This is a genomic window from Devosia sp. LC5 (genome assembly GCF_000735585.1).
Classification (GTDB): Bacteria; Pseudomonadota; Alphaproteobacteria; order Rhizobiales; family Devosiaceae; genus Devosia.
This window is the reverse complement of the sequence record NZ_JNNO01000012.1, coordinates 24,397-45,238: the sequence shown is the minus strand read 5'-3', so window position 1 is coordinate 45,238 and position 20,842 is coordinate 24,397. Positions and strand designations below refer to the sequence as shown.

The window sequence follows — 20,842 nt, the reverse complement described above, 5'->3', positions numbered from 1 at the left end:
GGCTCAGGATGCGGTCTACTGAAATGCCGCAGCTTCTCATGATACGGCGGAGGCGCTAATCTGTCCCGGCGCAGACCGCGCTTTCGGGGGAGATCGCATGTCGCATTTTGCCGTCAACTGGCTTGCCGTCATCGTCGCCACCATTGCCAGCTTCGGCTTCGGAGCCGGCTGGTACATGCTGCTGTCCAAGCCATGGCTGGCCGGTATCGGCAAGAAAATGGAAGACATGAACAAGGGCGATTACACGCCCTTTATCTGGTCGGCCATCGTGCTGTTCGTGATGGCCTATTTCATCGCCCTGCTGACCCCGGCGCTGACCGGAGCCACTAATGTGGGCAATGGCCTGCTTGTCGGCGCCCATATGTGGGTGGGCTTCATCCTCACTGCCATGGTCCTCAATCATCGCTATGAAGGCCGGCCCTGGAGCCTGACCGCGATCAATGGCGGGTATCTGCTGGCCGTGCTGCTGATCGATGGCCTGATGATCGGGCTATTCGGCTAGGCGTCTAGCTTTCCACCACGATGGGCGGGACGTGCTTGGGCTCGTCCGCCGGGGCATATTTGCTCAGCAGCGATACCTGGCTGATCGAGAAAATCACCGTCAGCGGCATGGTGGCCCAGACCTTGAACGCGACCCATAGATCGGTCGCGGCTTTGGGATCATTGGGGAAATAGGCATTGCTGCCGCGCCAGACCACTTCGTTTAGGATGGCGAGGACGAAGAAGAAGATGCCCCAATTGAGCGTCAGCTTGCTCCAGCCTTCAGGGCGCAGCTTGTAGACGTCGCCAAACACATATTTCAACAGGGAATGGCCGAATAGCAGGCCGCCCAGCAGCACCGCGCCAAACAGCGAATTGGTGATGGTCGGCTTCATTTTGATGAAGGTGTCGTCCTGCAGCCACAGCGTCAGCCCGCCGAACACCAGCACGACCGCGCCAGTCACCAGCGGCATGATGGCGATCTTCTTGAGGATCGCCCAGGTCAGCACCAGCGACACCACCATGGCGCCCATGAACCAGGCCGTGGCCACGAAGATATCGGCCCGCGCATTGGCGATGAAGAAGATGATCAGCGGACCGAGTTCCAGTCCCATCTTGATGAGCTGGGGACGCAGCTCGTCCCAATTGACCTCGGATTCGGCGGTTTTTTCGGTCATGCGGTTTTTCGGTTCTTCAAGTTCGGCACTGCCGCAATGTGGGCGCAGGCGCGTAATGATGCAAGCAGGCGCTTAACCCGCCAGCGTGGTCAGATTGCGGCTAAGCCTCACTCGCGGCCGGCAATGGCGCGGGCGAAATCGGCGGCGGCGAAGGGTTCGAGGTCATCCACGCCTTCGCCCACGCCGATAAAATGCACCGGCAGGCCGAACGTTCTGGCGATGGCGACGAGGATGCCGCCGCGCGCCGTGCCGTCCAGTTTGGTCATTACCAGCCCGGTCACTCCGGCGCGCTGGCCGAAGACTTCGGCCTGTCGCATGGCATTCTGTCCTGTGGTCGCGTCGAGGGTCAAAAGCGTCGCATGGGGTGCCGAAGGGTTAACCTTCTTGATCACCCTTATGACTTTCTCCAGCTCGTTCATCAGCTCGTCGCGGTTCTGCAGGCGCCCGGCGGTGTCGATGATCAAAATATCGCGACCTTCGGCCTGCGCCTGGGTCATGGCATCGAAAGCCAGGCCCGAGGCATCCGAACCCGCCGGTCGGGCGATTACCGGCGCGCCGGTCCGCTGGCCCCAGATCTGCAACTGCTCGATGGCGGCAGCGCGGAACGTATCGCCGGCCGCCAGCATGACGGATTTGCCCTCGGCCACAAATTTCTGCGCCAGCTTGCCGATCGTGGTGGTCTTGCCCGAGCCATTGACGCCGATCATCAGGATGACGAAGGGTTTTTGGCCGGGATCGATCAGCAGCGGGCGCGCCACGGGCCCCAGCACCTTTTCCACCTCGGCAGCGAGCACGGCGCGCACGTCTTCGCCGGTGACATCCTTGTCGAAACGGTCGCGGCGCAGCGTTTCGGTGATGGCAGAGGCCGTCTCGATGCCCAGATCGGCCTGGATCAGCACGTCTTCCAGCTCATCGAGCGTTGCCGCATCGAGCTTGCGCTTGGTGAAGACCGAAGTGATCGAGCCGCTGAGCTGATCGGAAGAGCGCTTGAGCCCGGACGCGAGTCGCGCAAACCAGCCCTGCTGCTGTGCGGGGGGCTCGACAGGCAGAGGTGGCGGAACGGCGGTGCGTTCGGCCGTTTCTGCGATATCTTCGAGATAATCGGGCGTAGTCTCGGGCGGGCCGGGTGGCGGGATTTCCTCGGGCTGGGGCGCCGGCACAGGTTCGGGTTCCGGCGCGGGGACCGGCGGCACCGGTTCGGGTGGCACAGGCACAGGATCGATTGGTGGTGGGACGTCCTGAGGCGGCTCGACCGGAAGCTCCTGCGGCGGCACGGGTTGCGGCGCCGGCTGGCTGGTCTCGCCACCGAACAATCGCTTGAAAAATCCCGGCTTCTTGTCGGTCATTAACGTGCTTTCACTTCTGATGGCGGTTCACTGAAGGCCCGCTCTTTTCTAGGAGTCATTCCCGCGAAAGCGGGAACCTCCGTTTGCCGCCCTATCCCTTGTAACAGAGGTTCCCGCTTTCGCGGGAATGACACTGTGGGAGAAAAAGCGGCTATTGGTTATCACGCCGCCTCGCGCAGGGCTTCACCCACCAGCCCATCGGCGGCAGTGGCAGTGATGCGAACGGCCAGCAGCTCGCCGGGTTGCGCTTCCGGCACGGCGACCGGCACGAATTGCTCGGTGCGGCCCAGTCCGTCGCGCTCGATCAGCACGTTTTCCACTTTGCCGACGCGGCTGGCGCAGAGCTTTTGGAACTGCGCCTCGCCCTCGGCGCGCAGAATAGCGGCGCGGTCGCGTGCCACGCGCTTATTGACCTGCGGCATGCGGGCGGCCGGGGTGCCTTCGCGCGGCGAATAGGGGAAGACATGCAGATAGGTCAGGTCCGCCTCGGTGACGATGCGACGGGTATTTTCAAACATTTCGTCGGTTTCGGTGGGGAAGCCGGCGATGATATCGGCGCCAAACACCATTTCGGGGCGGAGGGCGCGCAGCTTGCCGACAATGGCCAGCGCGTCATCGCGCGAATGGCGCCGCTTCATGCGCTTGAGGATCAAGTCGTCGCCCGATTGCAACGACAAGTGCAGATGCGGCATCAGCCGGCGATCGCTGGCAATGGCATCATAGAGCGCCTCGTCGGCCTCGATGGAATCGATCGAGGAAATGCGCAGGCGCGGCAGGTCCGGCACATGACGCAGGATGGATTGGGTCAGCTTGCCCAGGGTGGGCGTGCCCGGCAGATCGGGGCCATAGGAGGTGATATCAACCCCGGTCAGCACCACTTCGCCATAGCCATTGGCGACGAGCTTTTTGACCTGATCGACCACCATGCCCATCGGCACCGAGCGCGAGGGCCCACGGCCAAACGGGATGATGCAGAACGTACAGCGATGATCGCAGCCATTCTGCACCTGTACGAAGGCCCGCGCGCGGCCATCCATGCCCTCGATCAGATGACCGGCGGTTTCCCGCACGCTCATAATGTCGTTGACCTGCACCTTGTCGTTCAGCGGGGTGCCGAACACCATGGGCTGGTAGCTCTCGGCTTTCATCTTGTCATTATTGCCGATGACCAGATCGACTTCCGCCATGTCGCCAAAGCTGCGCGCCTCGGTCTGGGCGGCGCAGCCGGTGACGATGATGCGGGCAGCCGGATTGTCGCGGCGGGCCTTGCGCACGGCCTGTTTGGCCTGGCGCACGGCTTCGGCGGTCACTGCGCAAGTGTTGATGATGATGGCATTGTCGAGCCCCGCCTTCTCGGCCTCGGCCTTCATCACCTCGGCTTCATAGGCATTGAGCCGGCAGCCGAATGTCAGCGTCTCGACGGCCATCAGGCCGCTTCCCCGGCGCGGATCCAGGAGCCGTTGGCGGGGTCGAGCATGCCCACCCATTCGCGCTCGGCGGGGCCGGTCATTACGACATGGTCGTCAGCACGCCATTCCACCACCAGATCGCCGCCCGGCAGGGTGATTGTCGCCTTGCGGGCAGTACGGCGGGTGCGGGCGCCATTGACCAAAGCGGCACAGGCGGCGGTGCCACAGGCCAGCGTGAGGCCGGCGCCACGCTCCCAGGTGCGCAGGATGATGCGGTCTGGCGTCAGTACCTGAGCGATCGAGATATTGGCGCGCTCGGGAAAGATCGGATGGTTTTCCAGCATCGGCCCGAACCGGTCCAAAGCATAGTTCCACACATCGTCATGCACCCAGAATGTGGCATGCGGATTGCCCATGGAGGCGACCGATGGCGAGTGCAGCACCGGCGCATCGATCGGCCCGATCTGCAGCTCGATCTGGCGGGTATCGGCGAATTCTTCGGCCAGGGGAATGTCGTACCAGGCCAGCTTTGGCGTGCCCATGTCGACAGTGATCATGCCGTCTGCATGTTCTTCTCCGAACAGCAGCCCCGCAATCGTCTCGAACATAAAGGTCTTCTGGCCGCTTTCAGAGGCCAAAAACTGCACGACGCAGCGCATGCCATTGCCACAGGCCTGGGCGAGGCTGCCGTCGGAATTGATGATCTCGATATAATGGGCGGTGCCGGGCGTCTTGGGATCATGGATGGCCATGATCTGGTCGAACTTGGTGGCTGGCATGGCATTGATGGCAATGGCAGCAGCAGGCGTCACCCGATCGGCGCGGCCGCGCATATCGGCCACGATGATCTGGTTGCCCAGCCCGTTCATCTTGAGAAACGGCACGCCGTTCACTTTTGCCTCGCCCATGGGAAGTTCATATCGGCTCTATATGGCGGAAGTGCCGCAAAATTGCCAGTGCCAGCGGGTCGGACGGGGCCTCGCCTGCCGTTTTCTTGACTCGGCGCCCGCTTTCCCCTAAAGCCAGCCCATTCATCAGGCTTGCCCCTGACCAGCCGACCGGGACCCCTTGGGGTATAAACCGATCCCGGAGGCCACCATCCGCCAGCGCGTTGCGCCCGCGGGTGAGTTTGGCGTTTGGACTGATGGATCCTATGTCTCGCGGAACACTCCGCAGAGAAGGACCAAAAATATGTTCGAGAGCCTTTCCGACCGGCTTGGCAAAATTTTCGATGGACTGCGTGGCCGTGGGGCGCTCAATGCGACCGACGTCGAGGCGGCGCTGCGCGAAATCCGCCGCGCGCTGATCGAGGCCGACGTTTCCCTCGAAGTGGTCCGCGCCTTTGTCGAGCAGGTTAAGGACCGTGCCGTCGGCGCCGAGGTTACCCGCTCGGTGACGCCGGGCCAGCAAGTGGTCAAGATCGTCCATGACGAGCTGGTCGCCGTATTGGGCGAGACCGCCGTCGCGATCGATCTCAACGCCCCCGCGCCCGTCACCTTGTTGATGGTGGGCCTGCAGGGCTCGGGCAAGACCACGACCACTGCCAAGATCGCCAAGCGCCTCAAGGAACGCCAGAAGAAAAAGGTGTTGCTGGCTTCGCTCGATACGCGCCGTCCGGCGGCCATGGAGCAGCTGCGCGTTCTGGGCGAACAAGTGGGCGTCGATACGCTCCCCATCGTCACCGGCGAAAATCCGGTCCAGATTGCCCGCCGCGCCGAGCGCGAGGGCCGGCTGGGCGGCTATGATGTGCTCATTCTCGATACGGCGGGCCGCACCCATATCGACGAAGAGCTGATGGCCGAAACGGCCGAGATCAAGGCGATCGCCAAGCCGCACGAAATCCTGCTGGTGGTCGATGCCCTGACCGGGCAAGACGCCATCAATGTGGCGCGATCGTTCGATAGCCGGCTCGATGTGACCGGTATCGTGCTGACCCGTGTCGACGGCGATGGCCGTGGCGGCGCGGCGCTCTCGATGCGGGCAGCGACCGGCAAACCGATCAAGCTGATCGGTACCGGCGAAAAGATGGATGGGCTGGACGATTTCCACCCCTCCCGCATTGCCGACCGCATCCTGGGCATGGGCGACATCGTTTCGCTGGTCGAAAAGGCCGCCGAGCATGTGTCGGCCGAAGACGCCCAGAAAATGGCCAAGAAGCTCAAAAAGGGCTCCTTTGACCTGGACGATCTGCGTGGCCAGCTGATCCAGATGAAAAAGATGGGCGGCATGGGTGGCCTCATGGGCCTGATGCCGGGCGCCGGCCAGATCAAGAAGGCCATGGCCAATTCCAATATCGACGAGAAGGTGTTCGATCGCCAGATCGCCATCATCAATTCGATGACCAAGAAGGAACGGGCCGAGCCCGACCTGCTCAATGCGTCCCGCCGCAAGCGCATTGCCGCCGGTGCCGGTGTCGAGGTCAGCGAAATCAACAAGCTGGCCAAGCAGCACCGTCAGATGGCCGATATGATGAAAAAGGTGTCCAAGGGCGGCATGGGCGCGCTTGGGGGCATGTTCGGCGGCAAGATGGGTGGCATGCTCGGCGGCATGCCGGACATGTCCAAAATGGACCCGGCCCAGCTCGAACAAATGGCCCGCCAGGCCGGTATCGATCCCAAGCAACTCCAAGGCCTGCCTGCCGCCCAGCCGCAGATCGCCCAGAAACTGCCCAGCGATGTCGGCGCGCTGCTCAAATCCGGTTCCGGCCTTCCGGGCCTGCCCGGCCTGGGTGGCCCCCCCCGTTTCCCCGGCCTTCCCGGCCTGGGCAAGAAGAAATAATCCCGCTTAGCTAACCTCAAGGAAAACCAACAATGTCCCTCAAGATCCGTCTCGCCCGTGGTGGCACCAAGAAGCGTCCTTTCTACCACATCGTGATTGCCGATGCCCGTTCGCCCCGCGATGGCCGTTTCATCGAAAAGATCGGCACGTTCAATCCGCTGCTGGCCAAGGACAATGAAGGCCGCGTCGTGCTCAATGCCGAACGCGCAACCCATTGGGTCGGCGTTGGCGCCCAGCCGACCGACCGCGTGCTGCGTTTCCTCGACGCTGCCGGCGTTGCCAAGCGCGACGCCCGCAACAACCCGAACAAGGCCAAGCCCGGCGAGAAGGCCGTTGCCCGCGCCGACGAAAAGGCCGCCAAGGCCGCTGCTATCGAAGAAGCCAAGAACGCCCCCAAGGAAGCTCCGGCCGCTGAAGAAGCAGCCGCCGAGTAATCTGGCCGGTTTGAACAGAAAGCCCCGGTGCGCGAGCGCCGGGGCTTTTTGTTGTTTGGGCTCTGTCAGAGCATGAGGCTGGATATTGGGGCTCTCGTCACCCCTCCCCGGCCCTCCCCATGAAGGGGAGGGTGACATCGAGCTTTGGGCAATATGGTGCCATTTCCGCCGAACGGCACCTCCCCCTTGATGGGGGACGTTGGGAGGGGTGTGGACGATGGAGGCGAGAGTTAGCGTCGGTCTTAAGCCTTGAGCTTCGCCAGAACCGCCGCGCCCATTTCTTCGGTGCCGACCGTCTTGCGATTGTCCTGCGCAATATCGCCGGTGCGCAATCCGTCGCTGAGCACGGCCGAGATGGCGTTCTCGATCTTGGTGGCCAATTCGATCATGCCGAAGCTGTAGCGCAGGGCCATGGCGACCGAGGCGATCATGGCGATGGGGTTGGCAATGCCCTTGCCGGCAATGTCGGGGGCCGAACCGTGCACGGGCTCGTAAAAGGCCTTGCGCTTGCCGGTGAGCGGATCGGGCGCGCCCAGCGAGGCTGAAGGCAGCATGCCGAGCGAGCCGGTGAGCATGGCGGCAACGTCCGACAGAATATCGCCAAACAGGTTATCGGTGACCATGACGTCGAATTGCTTGGGATTGCGCACCAGCTGCATGGCCGCGTTATCGGCCAGGATGTGGTGCAGCTCGATGTCGGAATAGTCCTTGGCGACGCCCTTGACCACTTCGTCCCATAGCACGCCGGACTTCATGACGTTCTTCTTGTCGGCGGAGTGAACCTTGCCGGAACGGGTGCGGGCCAGATCGAAGGCGACGCGGGCGATGCGGTCGATTTCATAGGTCTCGTAGACCTGGGTGTCGATCGCCCGCTTCTGGCCATCGCCCAGGTCGGTAATGGTCTTGGGCTCGCCGAAATAGACGCCGCCGGTCAATTCGCGCACGATCAGGATATCGAGGCCTTCGACCAGTTCGCGCTTGAGCGAGGAGGCATCGGCGAGCGCGGGATAGCAGATGGCGGGGCGCAGATTGGCGAAAACCGCCATTTCCTTGCGCAGGCGCAGCAGGGCGGCTTCGGGGCGATGCTCATAGGGGACATTGTCCCATTTCGGCCCGCCTACGGCGCCGAAGATCACCGCATCGGCAGCGAGCGCCTTCTGCGTGTCCTCATCGGTGATGGCCACCTGATGCTGGTCATAGGCCGCGCCGCCGGCAAGACCGCTATCGGTCGAGAAATCGGTGAGCTGCTCTTGGTTGGTCCAGGCGATCAGCTTTTCGACCTCGACCATGATTTCGGTGCCGATGCCGTCGCCCGGCAACAGAAATAGGGAATGGGTGGCCAAAATATGCTCCTCGCCGTACTGGTGGTTACGCTTGGGCGCACATAGAGACATTTTGGCGCGCCGCGCAAGGGTGTGCGCAGGCGGATCGGTTCAGCCAGGCAGGAATCTTGGCGTCAGAGGAAGCCGCTGCGGTCGAACAGCACCCAGAAGGTGGCGATATTGGTGAGGGCGTGGGCCAGGCCCACCCAGAACACCGAGCCCGTGCGCCAGGCGATCCAGTTCCACAGCAGGCCCAGCACGGCAGCGCCGGCGACAAGGCCCATTGCACCGCCATCGAAGATCACGCCATGGCTGAGGGTGAGCGGAATATGCCAGGCGGTGAACAGCAGCCAGCCCAGCCAGAAGCCGAGCCTGGGCCGGTCGGCAAAGCGGGTCATGAAGCCGCCGCGCCAGGCGGTTTCCTCGAGCGGGCCATTGATGATGGCGACCAGGGCCGCCAGCATGAGGCCGGGCGTGGTGAGCAGCGACGTATTGGGCGCCAAGGCCAGGGCGCCGATTGCCACAACCTGCACCAGCAACAGCACCGGCACGAACCAGTCGCGCCGCGAGAGCTTTTCTGAGAACAGGCGCGGACTGCGCCCGGAGAGGGCATGGATGGCGATGACCGGCGAGCAGAAGCCGATCCAGTAGAGCGCAAACACCACCAGATAACCCGTCGTGCCCAGCGCGCTGGTCAGGATCGGCACCAGCACGAGCAGGATGGCGATCAGCGCCAGCGCGTGCAGCACGAGGGCAAGCTGAGCCCGGTTCAACATGGTGCGAGGTAGTGCGCCCTGGGGGTTGGATACGCTCGCCATGTCTGTGATTGTCCCTAGCTGTTGGCTGCCCCGATGCGGGCGGTGACTTCGATCTCGATCTTCATGCCCGCTTCGATCATCTGCACGATCAGCATGGAGGCTGCCGGACGGATATCCTTGAACACGGGGCCGACGGCCTTGACCACCGCATCCACATCATTGCGGTCGCCCACATAATAGACGACGCGCACTGTGTCCGCCAGCGAGGAGCCGGCCTCTTTCAACGCCTTGTCGATAGTGGCCAGCGCATTGGCGGCCTGGGCGCCGACATCGTCCGGCATGGTCATGGTGGCATAGTCATAGCCCGTCGTGCCCGAGACATAGACACTGTCCTCGTGCCGCACGGCGCGGGAATAACCGAAAGTGGCCTCGAAGGGAGAGCCGGTGGAAACGCGCTGAACCATGAAATATCAACTCAAGGGTTTGTGGAGGAAGAAGCGGCTGTGGCCAGGCGGATAATTGCCGATTGCGCCAAAGACAGCATAGCCGAGCTTTTCATAGAAGCCCGGTGCCTGGAAGCTGAACGTGTCGAGCCAGATGCCGGCGCAGCCCCGCTCGCGCGCCACCGCTTCGGCCTGTTGCATGAGCTGGCGGCCGACGCCCTGACCGCGCAGGCGCTCGGGCACGACCAGCATTTCCACGAACATGTGGTTGAAGCTGATCCGGGCGGTTAGCCCGCCCTCGACGCTGCCATCGTCCGGCCGTTTCAGCACGAGGCCGATCGTCTCCGGGGCCGGAAAGCTCGGCACTTGGCTGCGATTGAACGCCACCAGCGCATCGCCGATGGCGGTTTCGCTCTGCGGCGTGAGCTTGGCCTCGTAGACGATGTCCGCCACTGACTAGAGCCAGGGGCGGTCGGCCGCCATCTTGGTTTCGAATGTGGTGATGGACGGATCGGACTTGAGCGTGCCGGCGATATCGTCCAGGCCTTCGAGCAGGATCTGCTTGCGGGAGGGATCGATATCAAAATGGATCGTGCCGCCATCGGGTCCCTTGATGGTCTGGGCTTCCAGATCCACGGTCAGGGTGGCGTTGGAGCCGCGCTCGGCGTCGTCGAGCAGCAGCTTGAGCTGGTCGGGCGTGACCACCAGCGGCAGGATGCCGTTCTTGAAGCAGTTATTGTAGAAAATATCGGCAAAGCTGGTCGAGATGACGCAGCGGATGCCATAGTCGAGCAGCGCCCAGGGAGCGTGTTCGCGGCTGGAGCCGCAGCCGAAATTGTCGCCGGCCACGATGATGCTGGCGCCGCGATAGGCGGGCTTGTTGAGCACGAAATCGGGGTTTTCGCTGCCGTCCTCATTGTAGCGCATTTCCGAGAACAGGGCGGTGCCCAGCCCGGTGCGCTTGATGGTCTTGAGGTACTGCTTGGGGATGATCATATCGGTATCGATATTGATGATCGGCAGCGGCGCCGCGACCCCGGTCAGAGTGATGAACTTGTCCATGACGGAAAACCTCGCTTTGGGGCGGTTCATCGCGCAAAAGCGGGCATTTGGTCAAGTCGGGATTGGGGGAAAGCGTTCGGTTCGCCCTGCGGGAGCCGTTTCCCTCCCCAGAAGGGGAGGGTGGGGACGACGAGCTTTAAGCCGCGAGGCTTTCCCTGGCACTGACGCCCAGCATCAGGTTGAGGTTCTGTACGGCAGCGCCCGAGGCGCCCTTGCCCAGATTGTCATAGACGGCGACCAGCACGGCCTGGGCGCGCGCATCATTGGCAAAGACATGCAGGGTCATCGTATTGGTGTTGTTATGCGCCTGCGGGTCGAGCGCCGGGGTCTTGCCCAGGGCCGGATCATAGGGTGCAACGGTCACAAAGCTGTCCTTGATCCCGGCGAAATGGTCGGCAATGGCGGCGTGGATATCCTTGCCGCCCGGCACTTTGGCCAGCTGGCCCAGCTGCAGCGGCACGAAAGTGGTCATGCCCTGGGCAAAGCCGCCGACATTGGGCACAAAGAGCGGCGCGCTGGACAGACCGGTATATTTGGTCATTTCGGGCACATGCTTGTGGTTGAAGGTCAGCCCATAGGGCATGAACTGGCTGGCCGCGTCCCCCGCGGCTTCATATTCGGCAATCATCTGCTTGCCGCCGCCGGTATAGCCGGAAATGCCGTTATAGCTGATCGGGAAATCGGCCGGCAGCAGGCCCGCGGCGAGCAGCGGCCGCAGATTGGCGATCAGCCCCTGCGGCCAGCAGCCGGGATTGGCGACAAAGCGCGCATTGGCGATTTTTTCCGGCTGATCCTGGTCCATTTCGGCAAAGCCATAGGCCCAGTCGGGATTGATGCGATAGGCGGTCGAGGCGTCGATCACCCTTGTCGTGTCATTCTCGATCAGGCTGACGCTTTGCTTGGCCGCATCGTCGGGCAGGCACAGGATGGCGACGTCGGCCGCATTGAGCAGGCGCTTGCGCTCGTCCAGGTCCTTGCGCTTGTCGGCGGCAATGGAGATCACTTCCAGATCGCGCCGGCCGGCCAGGCGATCGCGGATCTGCAGACCCGTGGTTCCAGCTTCCCCGTCGATGAAAATCTTGGCGGCCATGGCAGCGCTCCGTTTTTAGCCCTGCGTAAATGGACCTGCAGGATGACGGGGTCAAGACGCTATAGACCCGGCTCTTGCCGTTGCTGGCGCTGGGTGGCAATGCTTGCAGCAAAGCCAAGGGAGCCAAAATGACCCCACATAACCATGCCAAGTCGGGCGACTATGCCGAGGCGGTGCTGCTGCCGGGCGATCCGCTGCGCGCCAAATGGATTGCCGAAACGTTTTTCGAGGCGCCCAGACTGGTCAATTCGGTGCGCAATTGCCTGGGCTATACCGGGCTCTGGAAGGGCAAGCCGGTTTCGGTGCAGGCCACCGGCATGGGGCAGCCGTCGCTGTCGATCTACGTGCATGAGCTGATCAATGTCTATGGCGCCAAGACCCTGCTGCGGGTGGGCACCTGTGGCGGGCTCAATGCCAGGGTGAAAGTGCGCGACCTGATCCTGGCGCAGGCGGCGACCACGGACAGCGCCATCGTCAAGGACCGGTTCGGGGCGTTCAATTTTGCCCCAATCGCCGATTTCGGCCTGCTGCGCGCGGCGGCGGAAAAGGCCGAGGCGGCGGGCATGCGCTTTCACGCCGGCAATATGCTCTCCTCGGATATTTTCTACCACGCCGACGGCTTTGCCGGCTATGGCGCGCTGCCCAGCCATGGAGTGATCGGGGTCGAGATGGAGGCGGCGGCGCTCTATACGCTGGCGGCGCGGTTTGGCGTCAAGGCGCTCACCATCTGCACCATGACCGATTGCCTGATCACCAAGGAAGAGATCAATGCCGATGAACGGCAGACTTCGCTGAGGGACATGGTGACGCTGGCGCTTGACGTGGCGATCGAGGCCTGACGATGAGCGTGGCGGATCGCCTGGCGGGGGCGTTGGAGCGGCGCGACGAGGCGCCCAATGTCGAACTGGCCGAAGACCTGGTGGCCCGCGAGGACAAAGCGGGTATTGCCGAGGTCGTCGAACTGGTGCGCTCGGGCACCAGCCGGCAGCGCAATGACGGCATGAAGGTGCTGTATGAGATCGGCGCAAGGCGGCCCGACCTGGTCGGCGGCTATTGCCCGGTCTTTCTCGAGGCGCTGGCCAGTTCGAACAATAAACAGGTCTGGGGCGCCATGGCGGCGCTCGACAGCGTGGCCGAACAGCGCGCCGATACGCTGGTGGCCGAATTGCCGCGCATCATGGCGGCGGCCGACAAGGGCTCGGTGATCGCCAAGGATCGCTGCACCTCGATCCTGGTCAAGCTGGCGCGGGCGGGCTATGCGCAAAAGGCCGTGCCGCTCCTGGTCGAGCGGCTCAAGAATGCGGCGCCCAACCAGTTTCCCGCCTATGCCGAGGAAACCGCGAGCGTGATGACGCCCGAACAGAAGCCGGGCTTCCTGGCAGTGCTGAAAGGGCGCATCAAGGGCATCGCGCAAAAGTCCAAGCGGGACCGGGTGGAACGGGTGATGCGGAAATTGAACGGGTAGGTTTGGGGCTCTCTCCCCCATTGAGGGAGGCCGTCGCATACGCAGATCCATCGGCCCTATCGTCCCCTCGCCCCTCAGGGGAGAGGGCCAGGGTGAGGGGTGCGATGCTGGGGCATCGAGGATGTTGAAGCATCGCACCCCTCACCCGCCGCGTTGCGGCGACCTCTCCCCTGAGGGGCGAGGTGGGCCGGGGCAGCTCGCTACCTTCGAGGGACAGGAAAGTCGGGTTGCCCCCGCCTCATCACGGCCTCGTCATTAACCCTCACCAAATCCGCCACCGTTCCGCCGGGATCGCTGTGTTAACCTCCGCTTAAGACCGTGAGGGGCCCGATTGCCAATGCAGCTCAAGCCGAATGCCTATCGCCTCAACGAAACCGTCAAGGGCGTCGAGACGATGACCCGTTTTGCGCTGGCGGTGCTGGCGCTGGCCTCGGGCGTCTATACCTATCTGGGCGTGCGGGGGATTCTCGACGGCTCGGCGAACTTCGTGTTCTTTGCCGCCATCATCTATTCGGTCGCCGTGTCGGTGGCGATCTATGCCTTCTGGAGCTTCATGCTGCGCTTTGTGCCGCTGGTGACCAATGGGGTGCAGCGGATCGGGCTGTTCATCACCATGGCGGCGGGTTGCGCCATGATCATCGCCATGTCGAGCTGGCTCAATGCGGCGGCGCTCGCGGGGTCCGCCGCCACCGAGCAGCATATGGCGGTGACCCTGCAGGGCTATGCCGAAGATCTCGATCAGGCCCATTCCAATGCGCTGGCCGCCCAGTCGCTGCTGCCCGATGTGCAGCGCGCGGCCGAGCGGTTTACCGGGCTGGCCGCCGATGAGCGGGAATCGGGCGCGCTGACCGGCACGACCGGCTCGGGGAGCGTCGTGCAATTGCTGACCCAGATGGGCACGCAGATGAACCAGCTGGCCGCCACCATTACCGGCTCGCGCGACCAGGTGGCGAGCCAGTTCGAGCAGGGCTCGGCGCGGCTCGCCACCATGCGCGAACTGGTCTCGACCCCCGGCGCCATCGAGCCGCGCGCCGATAGTTTCCAGACCGAGGCGGTGCAGCTTTCGGCCATTATCGCTTCCCTGCAGCAGACCGGGGTGGCCGCATCGGTCAAGCGGGCTTCGGCGGATCTGTCCGCCGGGTTCATCGCGCCGGTGGCCAATGGGCAGACGGCCGATCTGGCCAATCGGCAGGATCAGGTGATGGAAACGGTGCGCGTCTCGGTGGCGGCACAATCGGCAGCGCTGACCGCGGCGGCCGACGAAATCCTGGCGGTGCCGGCGGTGGAGCAGCGCCGCTTCGTGCCGCTGTCCAGTGCCGAAGCCGTGATCCGCTATTGGCAGGATTTCATTCCCTCCTGGGCCGGCGCCATTTCCATTGATCTTTTGCCGGTCGTGCTGGTCCTGGTGCTGATGATCGTCAATGACGCCATGCGGCGGGAGTCCGAAAGCCTGGAAGAGGCGGAAAATATCACCGCCGCCGAAATGCTGCGCGCCATGAATCTGTACCGGCGCATGGAAGCGGCCGGGGTAATGTCCGAGCCGGTGCGGAGCGAGCCTGCTGTGACGGAGCCCGAAATAGTGCCGGAGCCGGTCGAGGAACCCGCAGCGGCGCAGGTGGCCGATGACACCACGGTCACCCCGATCGACGCGGCGCAGCGCAAGCGCACTGACGGGCCGCGCCCGGCATGAAGACCGCAGCCAATGCCCGCCCCGATAGTGACGAAGGCCCCTTCTATCGCGGGGCGATCCGCTGGCTGGCCGGGCTCGAGGATGGGGCGATCCTGCGGGTGGCATTTTTCGGCCTGTTGATCGGCACCGCCTCGGTGCTCTATGTGGATTTTCGCGAGCTGACGGCGGGCGAAAGCGCGGGGCTGGCCCGGCCCGGCCATCCCATCCTGCCGCCCTCCAATCCAGCGCTGCCGCAGGGTCCGATGCCCAATGTCACCACGGCCCCCGAAGTGCTCGACCAGCCATTGGAGATCGCCCTGGGCGCTGGCGGGCAATTGCGCCTGACCGGCACGATCGATCCGGGCGCCGCCGAGCGCTTTGCCGCCGAGATTGCGGCGCGCGGCGAGTATGTGCAGATTGTCCTTCTCGATTCGCCCGGCGGGTCGGTCCTGGATGCGCTGGCGATAGGCGATCTGATTCGTGAGCAGGGGCTGGCAACCGAAGTCGCGGCCGGATCGCTGTGCGCCTCATCCTGCCCCATTGTCTTTGCCTCGGGCGTGGAGCGGATTGCCGGTCCGGATGCCGCCATTGGCGTGCACCAGATTTACGCTTCCGCCATGAGTGGCGACCCGCTGCGCGCGGCCGGCGTCGCCATGGCCGATGCGCAGAGCACGACGGCCGATATCATTGCGCATCTGACCAAATCGGGTGTTGATCCGGCCATGTGGCTGCATGCCTTGCAGACGCCGCCGGACCAGCTGTACTATTTTTCTGCCGAGGAGCTGACGGCACTAAAGATCGTCACAAACCTTGCGCAGAATTAACCTGCCATAGCGGAACCGGTGGAGGACCGGAACCGTTGCGGAACGAGGGCCTGAACTAGCGGACGGGAGGCCGCGACCATGACCCATATTCATACTCTGACGCGCCATCGCGACATCCAGAACTGGGTGAGCGACCGGCATGGTGTTCCGGCCATCGCCCGGGTGCGCAACCGGTTCGGGGAGGAACACGCCCAGCTCAAGCTGAGCTTTCAGCGCCCGGGCTGGCAGGGCGGCCCGAACGAGGGGATCAGCCCCTGTTCCTGGACGGCGTGGCTGGCCGAACTCGACCGCCAGCAATTGGCGCTCAAGGTCGACCTCACCGCCGATGATTTCGAGCTGGTGGACCGCCGCCAATCAAATTGATCTCGGCAGCCACGATCTCATATCACCTCGCCCCTCAGGGGAGAGGTCGCCGCTTTGCGGCGGGTGAGGGGTGCGATGCTGTAGCACGTGTGATGCTCAAGCATCGCACCCCTCACCCTGGCCCTCTCCCCTGAGGGGCGAGGGGACGAAAGAGCCGCTGGATCAATAGAGTCTAACGTTGACCAAGAATTTCAGCTGCCGGCCTGCCCGCTCAGGCGGGGGTCGGCAGTGTCGACCGGCTCGATGCTCACTGCATGGACGCGATCGCGGCCGGCCTTTTTGGCGGCATAGAGCGCTGCGTCGGCGCGGTGGACCAGATCATGCAGGCTATCGCCGGCCTGCATCTGGGTGACACCGAAACTGGCGCTGAGCGGGCGGTTGGCGCCCAGATCGCTGCCCGATAGCGCGGCAAAGGCCTGGCGTACGCCTTCGGCATAAAGCCGCCCGGAGGCCAGATTGGCTCCCGGCAAGAGGATCGCGAACTCCTCCCCGCCATGCCGCCCCAGCACCATGCGGGCATCGGCACTATTGACCAGAAGCCCGGCAAAGGCGGCAATCACCCGGTCGCCGGCATCATGGCCGAATGTGTCATTGACGTCCTTGAAATGATCCAGATCCGCCAGCACCAGCGCCGAGGGAATGCGCGCGCGGGTGGCGTTTTGCAGCGCCCGTTCGGCCCGCTCCTCGAAGCCGCGGCGATTGAGCAGGCCGGACAGCTTGTCGGTTTCCGAGCGCAGGGTGATTTCGGCCATCACCTCGCGCACATTGATCAGCAGCATCAGCACGCCATTGGAGACCAGAAGGAAGGCGGTCAGCATTTGCGACCAGGCGCCATAAAGGCTGTGCATGTAATTCTTGAGGCTCGCATCGCCCAGGCCCATGGCCAGATACGGTTTGGCGATAAATTGCAGGCCGCTGACCAGCAGGAACACGATCAGCAGCACATCGAGCGCTCCGCGGCGCGGCGCCCGGAACACCACGATTGCCGCCAGGATATGGGCAAAGAAATAGGGCAGCTGGTAGATCATGGCCCGGCCCAGCGTAGCGGTGGCCGGCTCGTTGATCAGGATGGTATTGGCGAGCAGGGAGCCGCCGCCCAATAGAGCCAGCGAAATCCAGGGCACGGCGACGGCATAATGGCGGGCAAGCCCGACAACGCAGACGAGGAAGGCCGACAGCGCTACGGCAAAGACGGTGATGCCAAGCAGACGCGGATCGTCCTGGCCGGGCAGGATATATTCGAGGATGGAATTGAGGATGCCCAGGGCATAGGCCAGCGAGAGCCAGCGGGCGCCTATGGCGCTGCTATAGCGCCAGGCCACGGCACCAAAGGCCGCGGCAAACAATCCAGCGACGAAAATATTGATGGCGAGGACGAAACCGGCGGCACCCATGTTCGCAACTCTGGCCCAGAGCCGGACACGGCCCGTGGCGTCCCCATTCGGTATCGCCCAGACAGGCCAATGAACGCTCCCCGTCCATTGGTCCCAACGATTATGAGCCGATCCTATCGCGGTGGGTAGAACGAGAGGTTAACGGGGCCGCCCATGGCGCCGGTGGCCTTAAGCCGCCAGCGCCCGCGGCACCAGCCCGAAGGCCTCCGCGATCAATTGATAGGAGCGGCGGCGCAGCTCATAGCTGTGCACCGTCGTGGTGATGATCACCTCATCGGCGCCGGCGCTTTCGGCCTTTTCGGCAATGGTGTCGCGCACGGTTCGGGGCGAGCCCACGATCCAGAGCGTGGATTGATGATCGATGACGCTTTGCTGCTGGCTGGTCAGCACGCGGGCATGGGCATCTTCCGGGCTCATCAGGCGGCGCTGTTCGCCGGTGGTGAACAGGGCCCATTGCACCGCCTGGGAATAGGAGAGGTATTGCGCTTCCTCATCGGTCGGCGCGCAGACCACCGAGACGCCCAGAATGGTGTGGGGTTCGGGCATGGCTTGGCTCGGTTTGAAGCCATAGCGATAGGCTTCGAAAGCGGGTGCCGCCGGGGTATGGCTGAAATGGGCGGCAAAGGCATAGCCCATGCCCAATTGGCCGGCCGCCTGGGCGCTGGCGCCGGACGAGCCGAGCAGCCAGAGCGGGGGCAGGCGAATGCCGCCGGGGGCCACCGGCACCCGCGAAAACGGGTGGTCAGTCGGGAAATTGTCTTCATCGAACGCCATCATTTCGGCGAGATAGGTGGAAAATTCCTCGCCGCCGCCACTACGCAGGGCCCGCATGGCATAGCCGTCGCCGCCCGGATGCAGCGCTTCAAGCGTGCGAAAGGCCTCGGCAATGCGCAGGGGCGCGTGGTTGAGCAGCATGACGCCGCCCGAGCCGACCCGGATATTCTTGGTATTCGCGGCTGCGCTGGCGATCAGCACTTCGGGGGAGGAGGAGGCGATCGAGGCCATGCCGTGATGCTCGGCATACCACAGGCGGGTATAGCCGAGCGCATCACCCAGCTGCGCCAGCTTGATGGTTTCAGCCAGCGCGTCAGGCGTCGAAGTGCCTTCGGCAATGGGGGCAAGATCGAGGATCGAAAGGGCAAGGGGCTTGGACATGGCGGGGCAATCGTCTCTCAAAGGCGCAATGGTTAGGCTTTTATCGTCTGATTACGATGAAAGATAGGCTCTGCAGGCCCGCCATGCCACCCCGCCTGATCCCGCATGCGGGATTTTTTGCCTCCGATTGCGATCAAACCGAGCGTTGCCCCGGGGTCACAGCGGCCGCAAATCACTCCGAAGGCATTGACTTCATTGGTGCTTGCAAGCTCAATGCAGGCCGTTTTCCAAGTGAATGGTCGATCATGTCGGTACTGCGTACGCTGTTTTTTTCTGCCCTGGGTCTCGTCGGTGCCGTTGCGCCAGTGGCCGCGCAGGACTTGATGGACCCTCATCCGCTGGCCGGCGTGGTCGATGAATTGCGCATCGGCATCCACGCCCATTCCGTGGACAGCACCATGCTGCCCTTCAGCGTGCAGAACTGGGATCTCAGCCATATCGAGGATGTCAGCTTTGACGTGCTGTTTACTTCGCCAGACCTCGATGCCTTCCGCTGGGTCGGCGCGCCACGCCCCGAGATTGGCGCCACGATCAATCTGGGTGACGGCGATTCGATCGCCCATCTGGGCCTGACCTGGCAATTGCCGGTCTTTGAAACCCCGTTCTACCTCGAGGGCACGTTCGGCGCCGCGATCAATGACGGCTATCTGACCGGCGCGCCCGAGGGCCGCAAGAATTTCGGCTGCCGCGTCAATTTCTACGAACGATTCGGCGTTGGCGCCAATCTCAGCGAAAACATGACCGCCACGCTGACCTATGAGCACACCTCCAACAATGGCTGGTGCGACGCCAATGACGGGCTGTCCAACTTTGGCCTGCGGGTCGGCTGGAAGTTCTAGGTTGCTCACCACAATTCCTCAGTAGACCTCATCCTGAGCTTGTCGAAGGGCGACGTCGTGGCACCTGAGCCTCCACCCGCTCGACCTCGTGGTTCGACAAGCTCACCATGAGGTCTCCGAGTGCTTGGCGAGTGGGAGGGCATTGGGCCACCCCGCCAGCGTTAACGTCCAGTTAAAGACAATTTGCATCAAACATTGCGCATCCTGGCGCCACGCCCTCCAATCGCCGCAGGCGAATTGGAGTTGAGCGATGCGGATAGTCTGGCGGGTGATGGTGGCTTTGGGTCTGGCGCTGTTTGCCGCAGGCAGCGCGCAGGCCCAATTCGATATCGTGCCCGAAATCCGCGGCGGCATTTTCTCGCGCGGCGTGACCGATGCGGATAGTTCGGGCCTGTTCGATACCGAGCGGATCGAAGACGCCAATGTGGAATTGCTGTTTGCCGTGCCGGCGCTGAGCCCGGTTCTGGTGCCGGCCGAAATCCGCCCGCATCTGGGCGCCACCTTCAATCTGGATGGCAAGGAAAGCATGCTCTATGGCGGGTTGAGCCTGACCTTCCGGCTGCCCGTGCTGCCGATTTTTGCCGAAGCAAGCCTGGGCGGAGCGCTGCAGAACGGCTCCATGCTGGCCGAGGGAACGCCGCAACGCTTTGGCTGCGCGGCACTGTTGCGCGCCTCGGGCAGCGTGGGTGTCGATGTGCTGCCGGGGGCCTCGCTCATGCTGACGGCCGAGCATTATACCGATGGCGGGTTGTGCGGGCTGGACAGCGAAGGATTGACCAATGTGGGTATCCGCGCCGGTATCCGGTTTTGAGCCGGGCAGGGCTGTGCCGGAAATCGGAGGGGTTTACGAACCGCGAACTGAACGAAAGCTATTAGCTTGACGCCGCCTAGTCGCCCTTCTTCACCGGAATTTGCTGGAAGACGTCCCGGCCGAACACGCGCGCGTTAAGCCCCATCCATGGGATGCTGCCGGCATCGATGGGCCACCAATGCGTGGTCATCCCGCACGTTGTGCAGAAGTGAAATTCGCGCAGGCTCGGACCCCAGATATAAACCGAGGTCGGCCCATTGATCTCGATCTGATCGAGCGCGTAGTACCCCCACAGCGCGCCGCGCTTCTGGCAGTGTTCGCACTGGCAATCGTTGAGGTCCTTGGGCATCGAGGCGGCGCGGATCTTCACCGCCCCGCAATGACAGGAACCTTCCACGGCTTCGTGTCCTGGCGGCATTTTTCAACTCCTCTCAGCTTCGCCCGAGTTGATACGCACTCTGCCGCCACTTTGTTCGGCTGGCGAGGTCCCCGGCGCTCGAAGCGACTTGACCATGAATATGCA

23 protein-coding genes are annotated in these 20,842 nt (G+C 63.4%); 10 read left to right on the top strand and 13 right to left on the bottom strand.

The window, feature by feature from the left end; all coding sequences use genetic code 11:
- The first annotated feature begins 97 nt into the window (after positions 1-97).
- Entirely contained in the window at positions 98-502 is a 405-nt protein-coding gene (locus tag FF80_RS07630) for a DUF1761 domain-containing protein (RefSeq protein ID WP_035099059.1), read from the top strand.
- Between the two features lie 4 nt (positions 503-506).
- Here FF80_RS07630 and FF80_RS07625 read toward each other — a convergent pair whose 3' ends face one another.
- The 4 genes from FF80_RS07625 to dapF form a co-directional block, all read right to left on the bottom strand.
- Positions 507-1,157 carry a septation protein A gene (locus FF80_RS07625; RefSeq protein WP_035099057.1) on the bottom strand — a complete coding sequence of 217 codons (651 nt, stop codon included), beginning with the start codon at positions 1,155-1,157 and terminating at the stop codon, positions 507-509.
- A gap of 107 nt (positions 1,158-1,264) precedes the next feature.
- Positions 1,265-2,503, bottom strand: coding sequence for a signal recognition particle-docking protein FtsY (gene ftsY / locus FF80_RS07620; protein WP_035099056.1), 1,239 nt, complete (start codon positions 2,501-2,503; stop codon positions 1,265-1,267).
- A gap of 161 nt (positions 2,504-2,664) precedes the next feature.
- The gene (gene mtaB / locus FF80_RS07615; RefSeq protein WP_035099054.1) at positions 2,665-3,930 is read right to left on the bottom strand and encodes a tRNA (N(6)-L-threonylcarbamoyladenosine(37)-C(2))-methylthiotransferase MtaB; all 1,266 of its coding nucleotides are present in this window, start codon (positions 3,928-3,930) and stop codon (positions 2,665-2,667) included.
- Complete coding sequence (dapF, locus tag FF80_RS07610) at positions 3,930-4,820, bottom strand: diaminopimelate epimerase (protein WP_035099053.1); 891 nt, start codon at positions 4,818-4,820, stop codon at positions 3,930-3,932. Before dapF ends, mtaB begins: the two co-directional genes overlap by 1 nt.
- A 283-nt stretch (positions 4,821-5,103) precedes the next feature.
- On the opposite strand from dapF, the gene ffh reads away from it, so the two are divergent.
- Complete coding sequence (ffh, locus tag FF80_RS07605; RefSeq protein ID WP_035099052.1) at positions 5,104-6,690, top strand: signal recognition particle protein; 1,587 nt, start codon at positions 5,104-5,106, stop codon at positions 6,688-6,690.
- 32 nt (positions 6,691-6,722) lie between these two features.
- On the top strand, positions 6,723-7,124 hold the full coding sequence (rpsP, locus tag FF80_RS07600; RefSeq protein WP_035099051.1) for a 30S ribosomal protein S16: 402 nt from the start codon (positions 6,723-6,725) through the stop codon (positions 7,122-7,124).
- A 242-nt stretch (positions 7,125-7,366) separates the two neighbouring features.
- Here the strand turns inward: rpsP and leuB are convergent, their stop codons facing one another.
- From leuB to argC, 6 genes are all read right to left on the bottom strand, one after another.
- Complete coding sequence (leuB, locus tag FF80_RS07595; protein ID WP_035099050.1) at positions 7,367-8,467, bottom strand: 3-isopropylmalate dehydrogenase; 1,101 nt, start codon at positions 8,465-8,467, stop codon at positions 7,367-7,369.
- A 113-nt stretch (positions 8,468-8,580) separates the two neighbouring features.
- Positions 8,581-9,264, bottom strand: a complete 684-nt coding sequence (locus tag FF80_RS20900) for a CPBP family intramembrane glutamic endopeptidase (protein WP_081917320.1) — start codon at positions 9,262-9,264, stop codon at positions 8,581-8,583.
- A gap of 14 nt (positions 9,265-9,278) precedes the next feature.
- On the bottom strand, positions 9,279-9,668 hold the full coding sequence (locus FF80_RS07585) for a RidA family protein (RefSeq protein ID WP_035099049.1): 390 nt from the start codon (positions 9,666-9,668) through the stop codon (positions 9,279-9,281).
- Positions 9,669-9,674: 6 nt separating this feature from the next.
- Positions 9,675-10,100: a GNAT family N-acetyltransferase gene (locus tag FF80_RS07580; RefSeq protein ID WP_035099048.1), complete on the bottom strand. Its 426-nt coding sequence runs from the start codon at positions 10,098-10,100 to the stop codon at positions 9,675-9,677.
- Positions 10,101-10,103: 3 nt separating this feature from the next.
- On the bottom strand, positions 10,104-10,709 hold the full coding sequence (leuD, locus tag FF80_RS07575; protein ID WP_035099047.1) for a 3-isopropylmalate dehydratase small subunit: 606 nt from the start codon (positions 10,707-10,709) through the stop codon (positions 10,104-10,106).
- 136 nt (positions 10,710-10,845) lie between these two features.
- Positions 10,846-11,799, bottom strand: coding sequence for an N-acetyl-gamma-glutamyl-phosphate reductase (gene argC, locus FF80_RS07570; protein WP_035099046.1), 954 nt, complete (start codon positions 11,797-11,799; stop codon positions 10,846-10,848).
- Positions 11,800-11,927: 128 nt separating this feature from the next.
- Between argC and deoD the strand changes: the two genes are divergently transcribed.
- The 5 genes from deoD to FF80_RS07545 all read left to right on the top strand — a co-directional run bounded on the left by deoD (position 11,928) and on the right by FF80_RS07545 (position 16,120).
- On the top strand, positions 11,928-12,638 hold the full coding sequence (gene deoD, locus FF80_RS07565; RefSeq protein WP_035099396.1) for a purine-nucleoside phosphorylase: 711 nt from the start codon (positions 11,928-11,930) through the stop codon (positions 12,636-12,638).
- 2 nt (positions 12,639-12,640) lie between these two features.
- Positions 12,641-13,264 carry a hypothetical protein gene (locus FF80_RS07560; RefSeq protein WP_035099044.1) on the top strand — a complete coding sequence of 208 codons (624 nt, stop codon included), beginning with the start codon at positions 12,641-12,643 and terminating at the stop codon, positions 13,262-13,264.
- A 337-nt stretch (positions 13,265-13,601) separates the two neighbouring features.
- Complete coding sequence (locus tag FF80_RS07555; RefSeq protein ID WP_035099043.1) at positions 13,602-14,954, top strand: hypothetical protein; 1,353 nt, start codon at positions 13,602-13,604, stop codon at positions 14,952-14,954.
- Positions 14,951-15,757, top strand: a complete 807-nt coding sequence (locus tag FF80_RS07550) for a hypothetical protein (RefSeq protein ID WP_081917319.1) — start codon at positions 14,951-14,953, stop codon at positions 15,755-15,757. Before FF80_RS07555 ends, FF80_RS07550 begins: the two co-directional genes overlap by 4 nt.
- 78 nt (positions 15,758-15,835) lie before the next feature.
- The gene (locus tag FF80_RS07545) at positions 15,836-16,120 is read left to right on the top strand and encodes a hypothetical protein (RefSeq protein WP_035099041.1); all 285 of its coding nucleotides are present in this window, start codon (positions 15,836-15,838) and stop codon (positions 16,118-16,120) included.
- A gap of 191 nt (positions 16,121-16,311) precedes the next feature.
- Here FF80_RS07545 and FF80_RS07540 read toward each other — a convergent pair whose 3' ends face one another.
- Positions 16,312-17,514 carry a GGDEF domain-containing protein gene (locus tag FF80_RS07540; protein WP_035099040.1) on the bottom strand — a complete coding sequence of 401 codons (1,203 nt, stop codon included), beginning with the start codon at positions 17,512-17,514 and terminating at the stop codon, positions 16,312-16,314.
- A 168-nt stretch (positions 17,515-17,682) separates the two neighbouring features.
- Positions 17,683-18,669: an LLM class flavin-dependent oxidoreductase gene (locus FF80_RS07535; RefSeq protein WP_035099039.1), complete on the bottom strand. Its 987-nt coding sequence runs from the start codon at positions 18,667-18,669 to the stop codon at positions 17,683-17,685.
- Between the two features lie 245 nt (positions 18,670-18,914).
- Between FF80_RS07535 and FF80_RS07530 the strand changes: the two genes are divergently transcribed.
- Both FF80_RS07530 and FF80_RS07525 read left to right on the top strand, forming a co-directional pair.
- Positions 18,915-19,508: an acyloxyacyl hydrolase gene (locus FF80_RS07530; RefSeq protein WP_160172807.1), complete on the top strand. Its 594-nt coding sequence runs from the start codon at positions 18,915-18,917 to the stop codon at positions 19,506-19,508.
- A gap of 250 nt (positions 19,509-19,758) precedes the next feature.
- Complete coding sequence (locus FF80_RS07525; protein ID WP_035099036.1) at positions 19,759-20,319, top strand: acyloxyacyl hydrolase; 561 nt, start codon at positions 19,759-19,761, stop codon at positions 20,317-20,319.
- A 76-nt stretch (positions 20,320-20,395) separates the two neighbouring features.
- Here FF80_RS07525 and FF80_RS07520 read toward each other — a convergent pair whose 3' ends face one another.
- Positions 20,396-20,737 carry a hypothetical protein gene (locus tag FF80_RS07520; RefSeq protein ID WP_035099035.1) on the bottom strand — a complete coding sequence of 114 codons (342 nt, stop codon included), beginning with the start codon at positions 20,735-20,737 and terminating at the stop codon, positions 20,396-20,398.
- Between the last annotated feature and the right edge of the window lie 105 nt (positions 20,738-20,842).

Bases quoted from the DNA above. Each gene is read 5' to 3' on its own strand.
- FF80_RS07630 (WP_035099059.1), top strand. From the start codon at position 98: ATGTCGCATTTTGCCGTCAACTGGCTTGCCGTCATCGTCGCCACCATT.
- FF80_RS07625 (WP_035099057.1), bottom strand. From the start codon at position 1,157: ATGACCGAAAAAACCGCCGAATCCGAGGTCAATTGGGACGAGCTGCGT.
- ftsY (WP_035099056.1), bottom strand. From the start codon at position 2,503: ATGACCGACAAGAAGCCGGGATTTTTCAAGCGATTGTTCGGTGGCGAG.
- mtaB (WP_035099054.1), bottom strand. From the start codon at position 3,930: ATGGCCGTCGAGACGCTGACATTCGGCTGCCGGCTCAATGCCTATGAA.
- dapF (WP_035099053.1), bottom strand. From the start codon at position 4,820: ATGGGCGAGGCAAAAGTGAACGGCGTGCCGTTTCTCAAGATGAACGGG.
- ffh (WP_035099052.1), top strand. From the start codon at position 5,104: ATGTTCGAGAGCCTTTCCGACCGGCTTGGCAAAATTTTCGATGGACTG.
- rpsP (WP_035099051.1), top strand. From the start codon at position 6,723: ATGTCCCTCAAGATCCGTCTCGCCCGTGGTGGCACCAAGAAGCGTCCT.
- FF80_RS20900 (WP_081917320.1), bottom strand. From the start codon at position 9,264: ATGGCGAGCGTATCCAACCCCCAGGGCGCACTACCTCGCACCATGTTG.
- FF80_RS07585 (WP_035099049.1), bottom strand. From the start codon at position 9,668: ATGGTTCAGCGCGTTTCCACCGGCTCTCCCTTCGAGGCCACTTTCGGT.
- leuD (WP_035099047.1), bottom strand. From the start codon at position 10,709: ATGGACAAGTTCATCACTCTGACCGGGGTCGCGGCGCCGCTGCCGATC.
- argC (WP_035099046.1), bottom strand. From the start codon at position 11,799: ATGGCCGCCAAGATTTTCATCGACGGGGAAGCTGGAACCACGGGTCTG.
- deoD (WP_035099396.1), top strand. From the start codon at position 11,928: ATGACCCCACATAACCATGCCAAGTCGGGCGACTATGCCGAGGCGGTG.
- FF80_RS07560 (WP_035099044.1), top strand. From the start codon at position 12,641: ATGAGCGTGGCGGATCGCCTGGCGGGGGCGTTGGAGCGGCGCGACGAG.
- FF80_RS07555 (WP_035099043.1), top strand. From the start codon at position 13,602: ATGCAGCTCAAGCCGAATGCCTATCGCCTCAACGAAACCGTCAAGGGC.
- FF80_RS07550 (WP_081917319.1), top strand. From the start codon at position 14,951: ATGAAGACCGCAGCCAATGCCCGCCCCGATAGTGACGAAGGCCCCTTC.
- FF80_RS07545 (WP_035099041.1), top strand. From the start codon at position 15,836: ATGACCCATATTCATACTCTGACGCGCCATCGCGACATCCAGAACTGG.
- FF80_RS07540 (WP_035099040.1), bottom strand. From the start codon at position 17,514: ATGGGTGCCGCCGGTTTCGTCCTCGCCATCAATATTTTCGTCGCTGGA.
- FF80_RS07535 (WP_035099039.1), bottom strand. From the start codon at position 18,669: ATGTCCAAGCCCCTTGCCCTTTCGATCCTCGATCTTGCCCCCATTGCC.
- FF80_RS07530 (WP_160172807.1), top strand. From the start codon at position 18,915: ATGTCGGTACTGCGTACGCTGTTTTTTTCTGCCCTGGGTCTCGTCGGT.
- FF80_RS07525 (WP_035099036.1), top strand. From the start codon at position 19,759: ATGCGGATAGTCTGGCGGGTGATGGTGGCTTTGGGTCTGGCGCTGTTT.
- FF80_RS07520 (WP_035099035.1), bottom strand. From the start codon at position 20,737: ATGCCGCCAGGACACGAAGCCGTGGAAGGTTCCTGTCATTGCGGGGCG.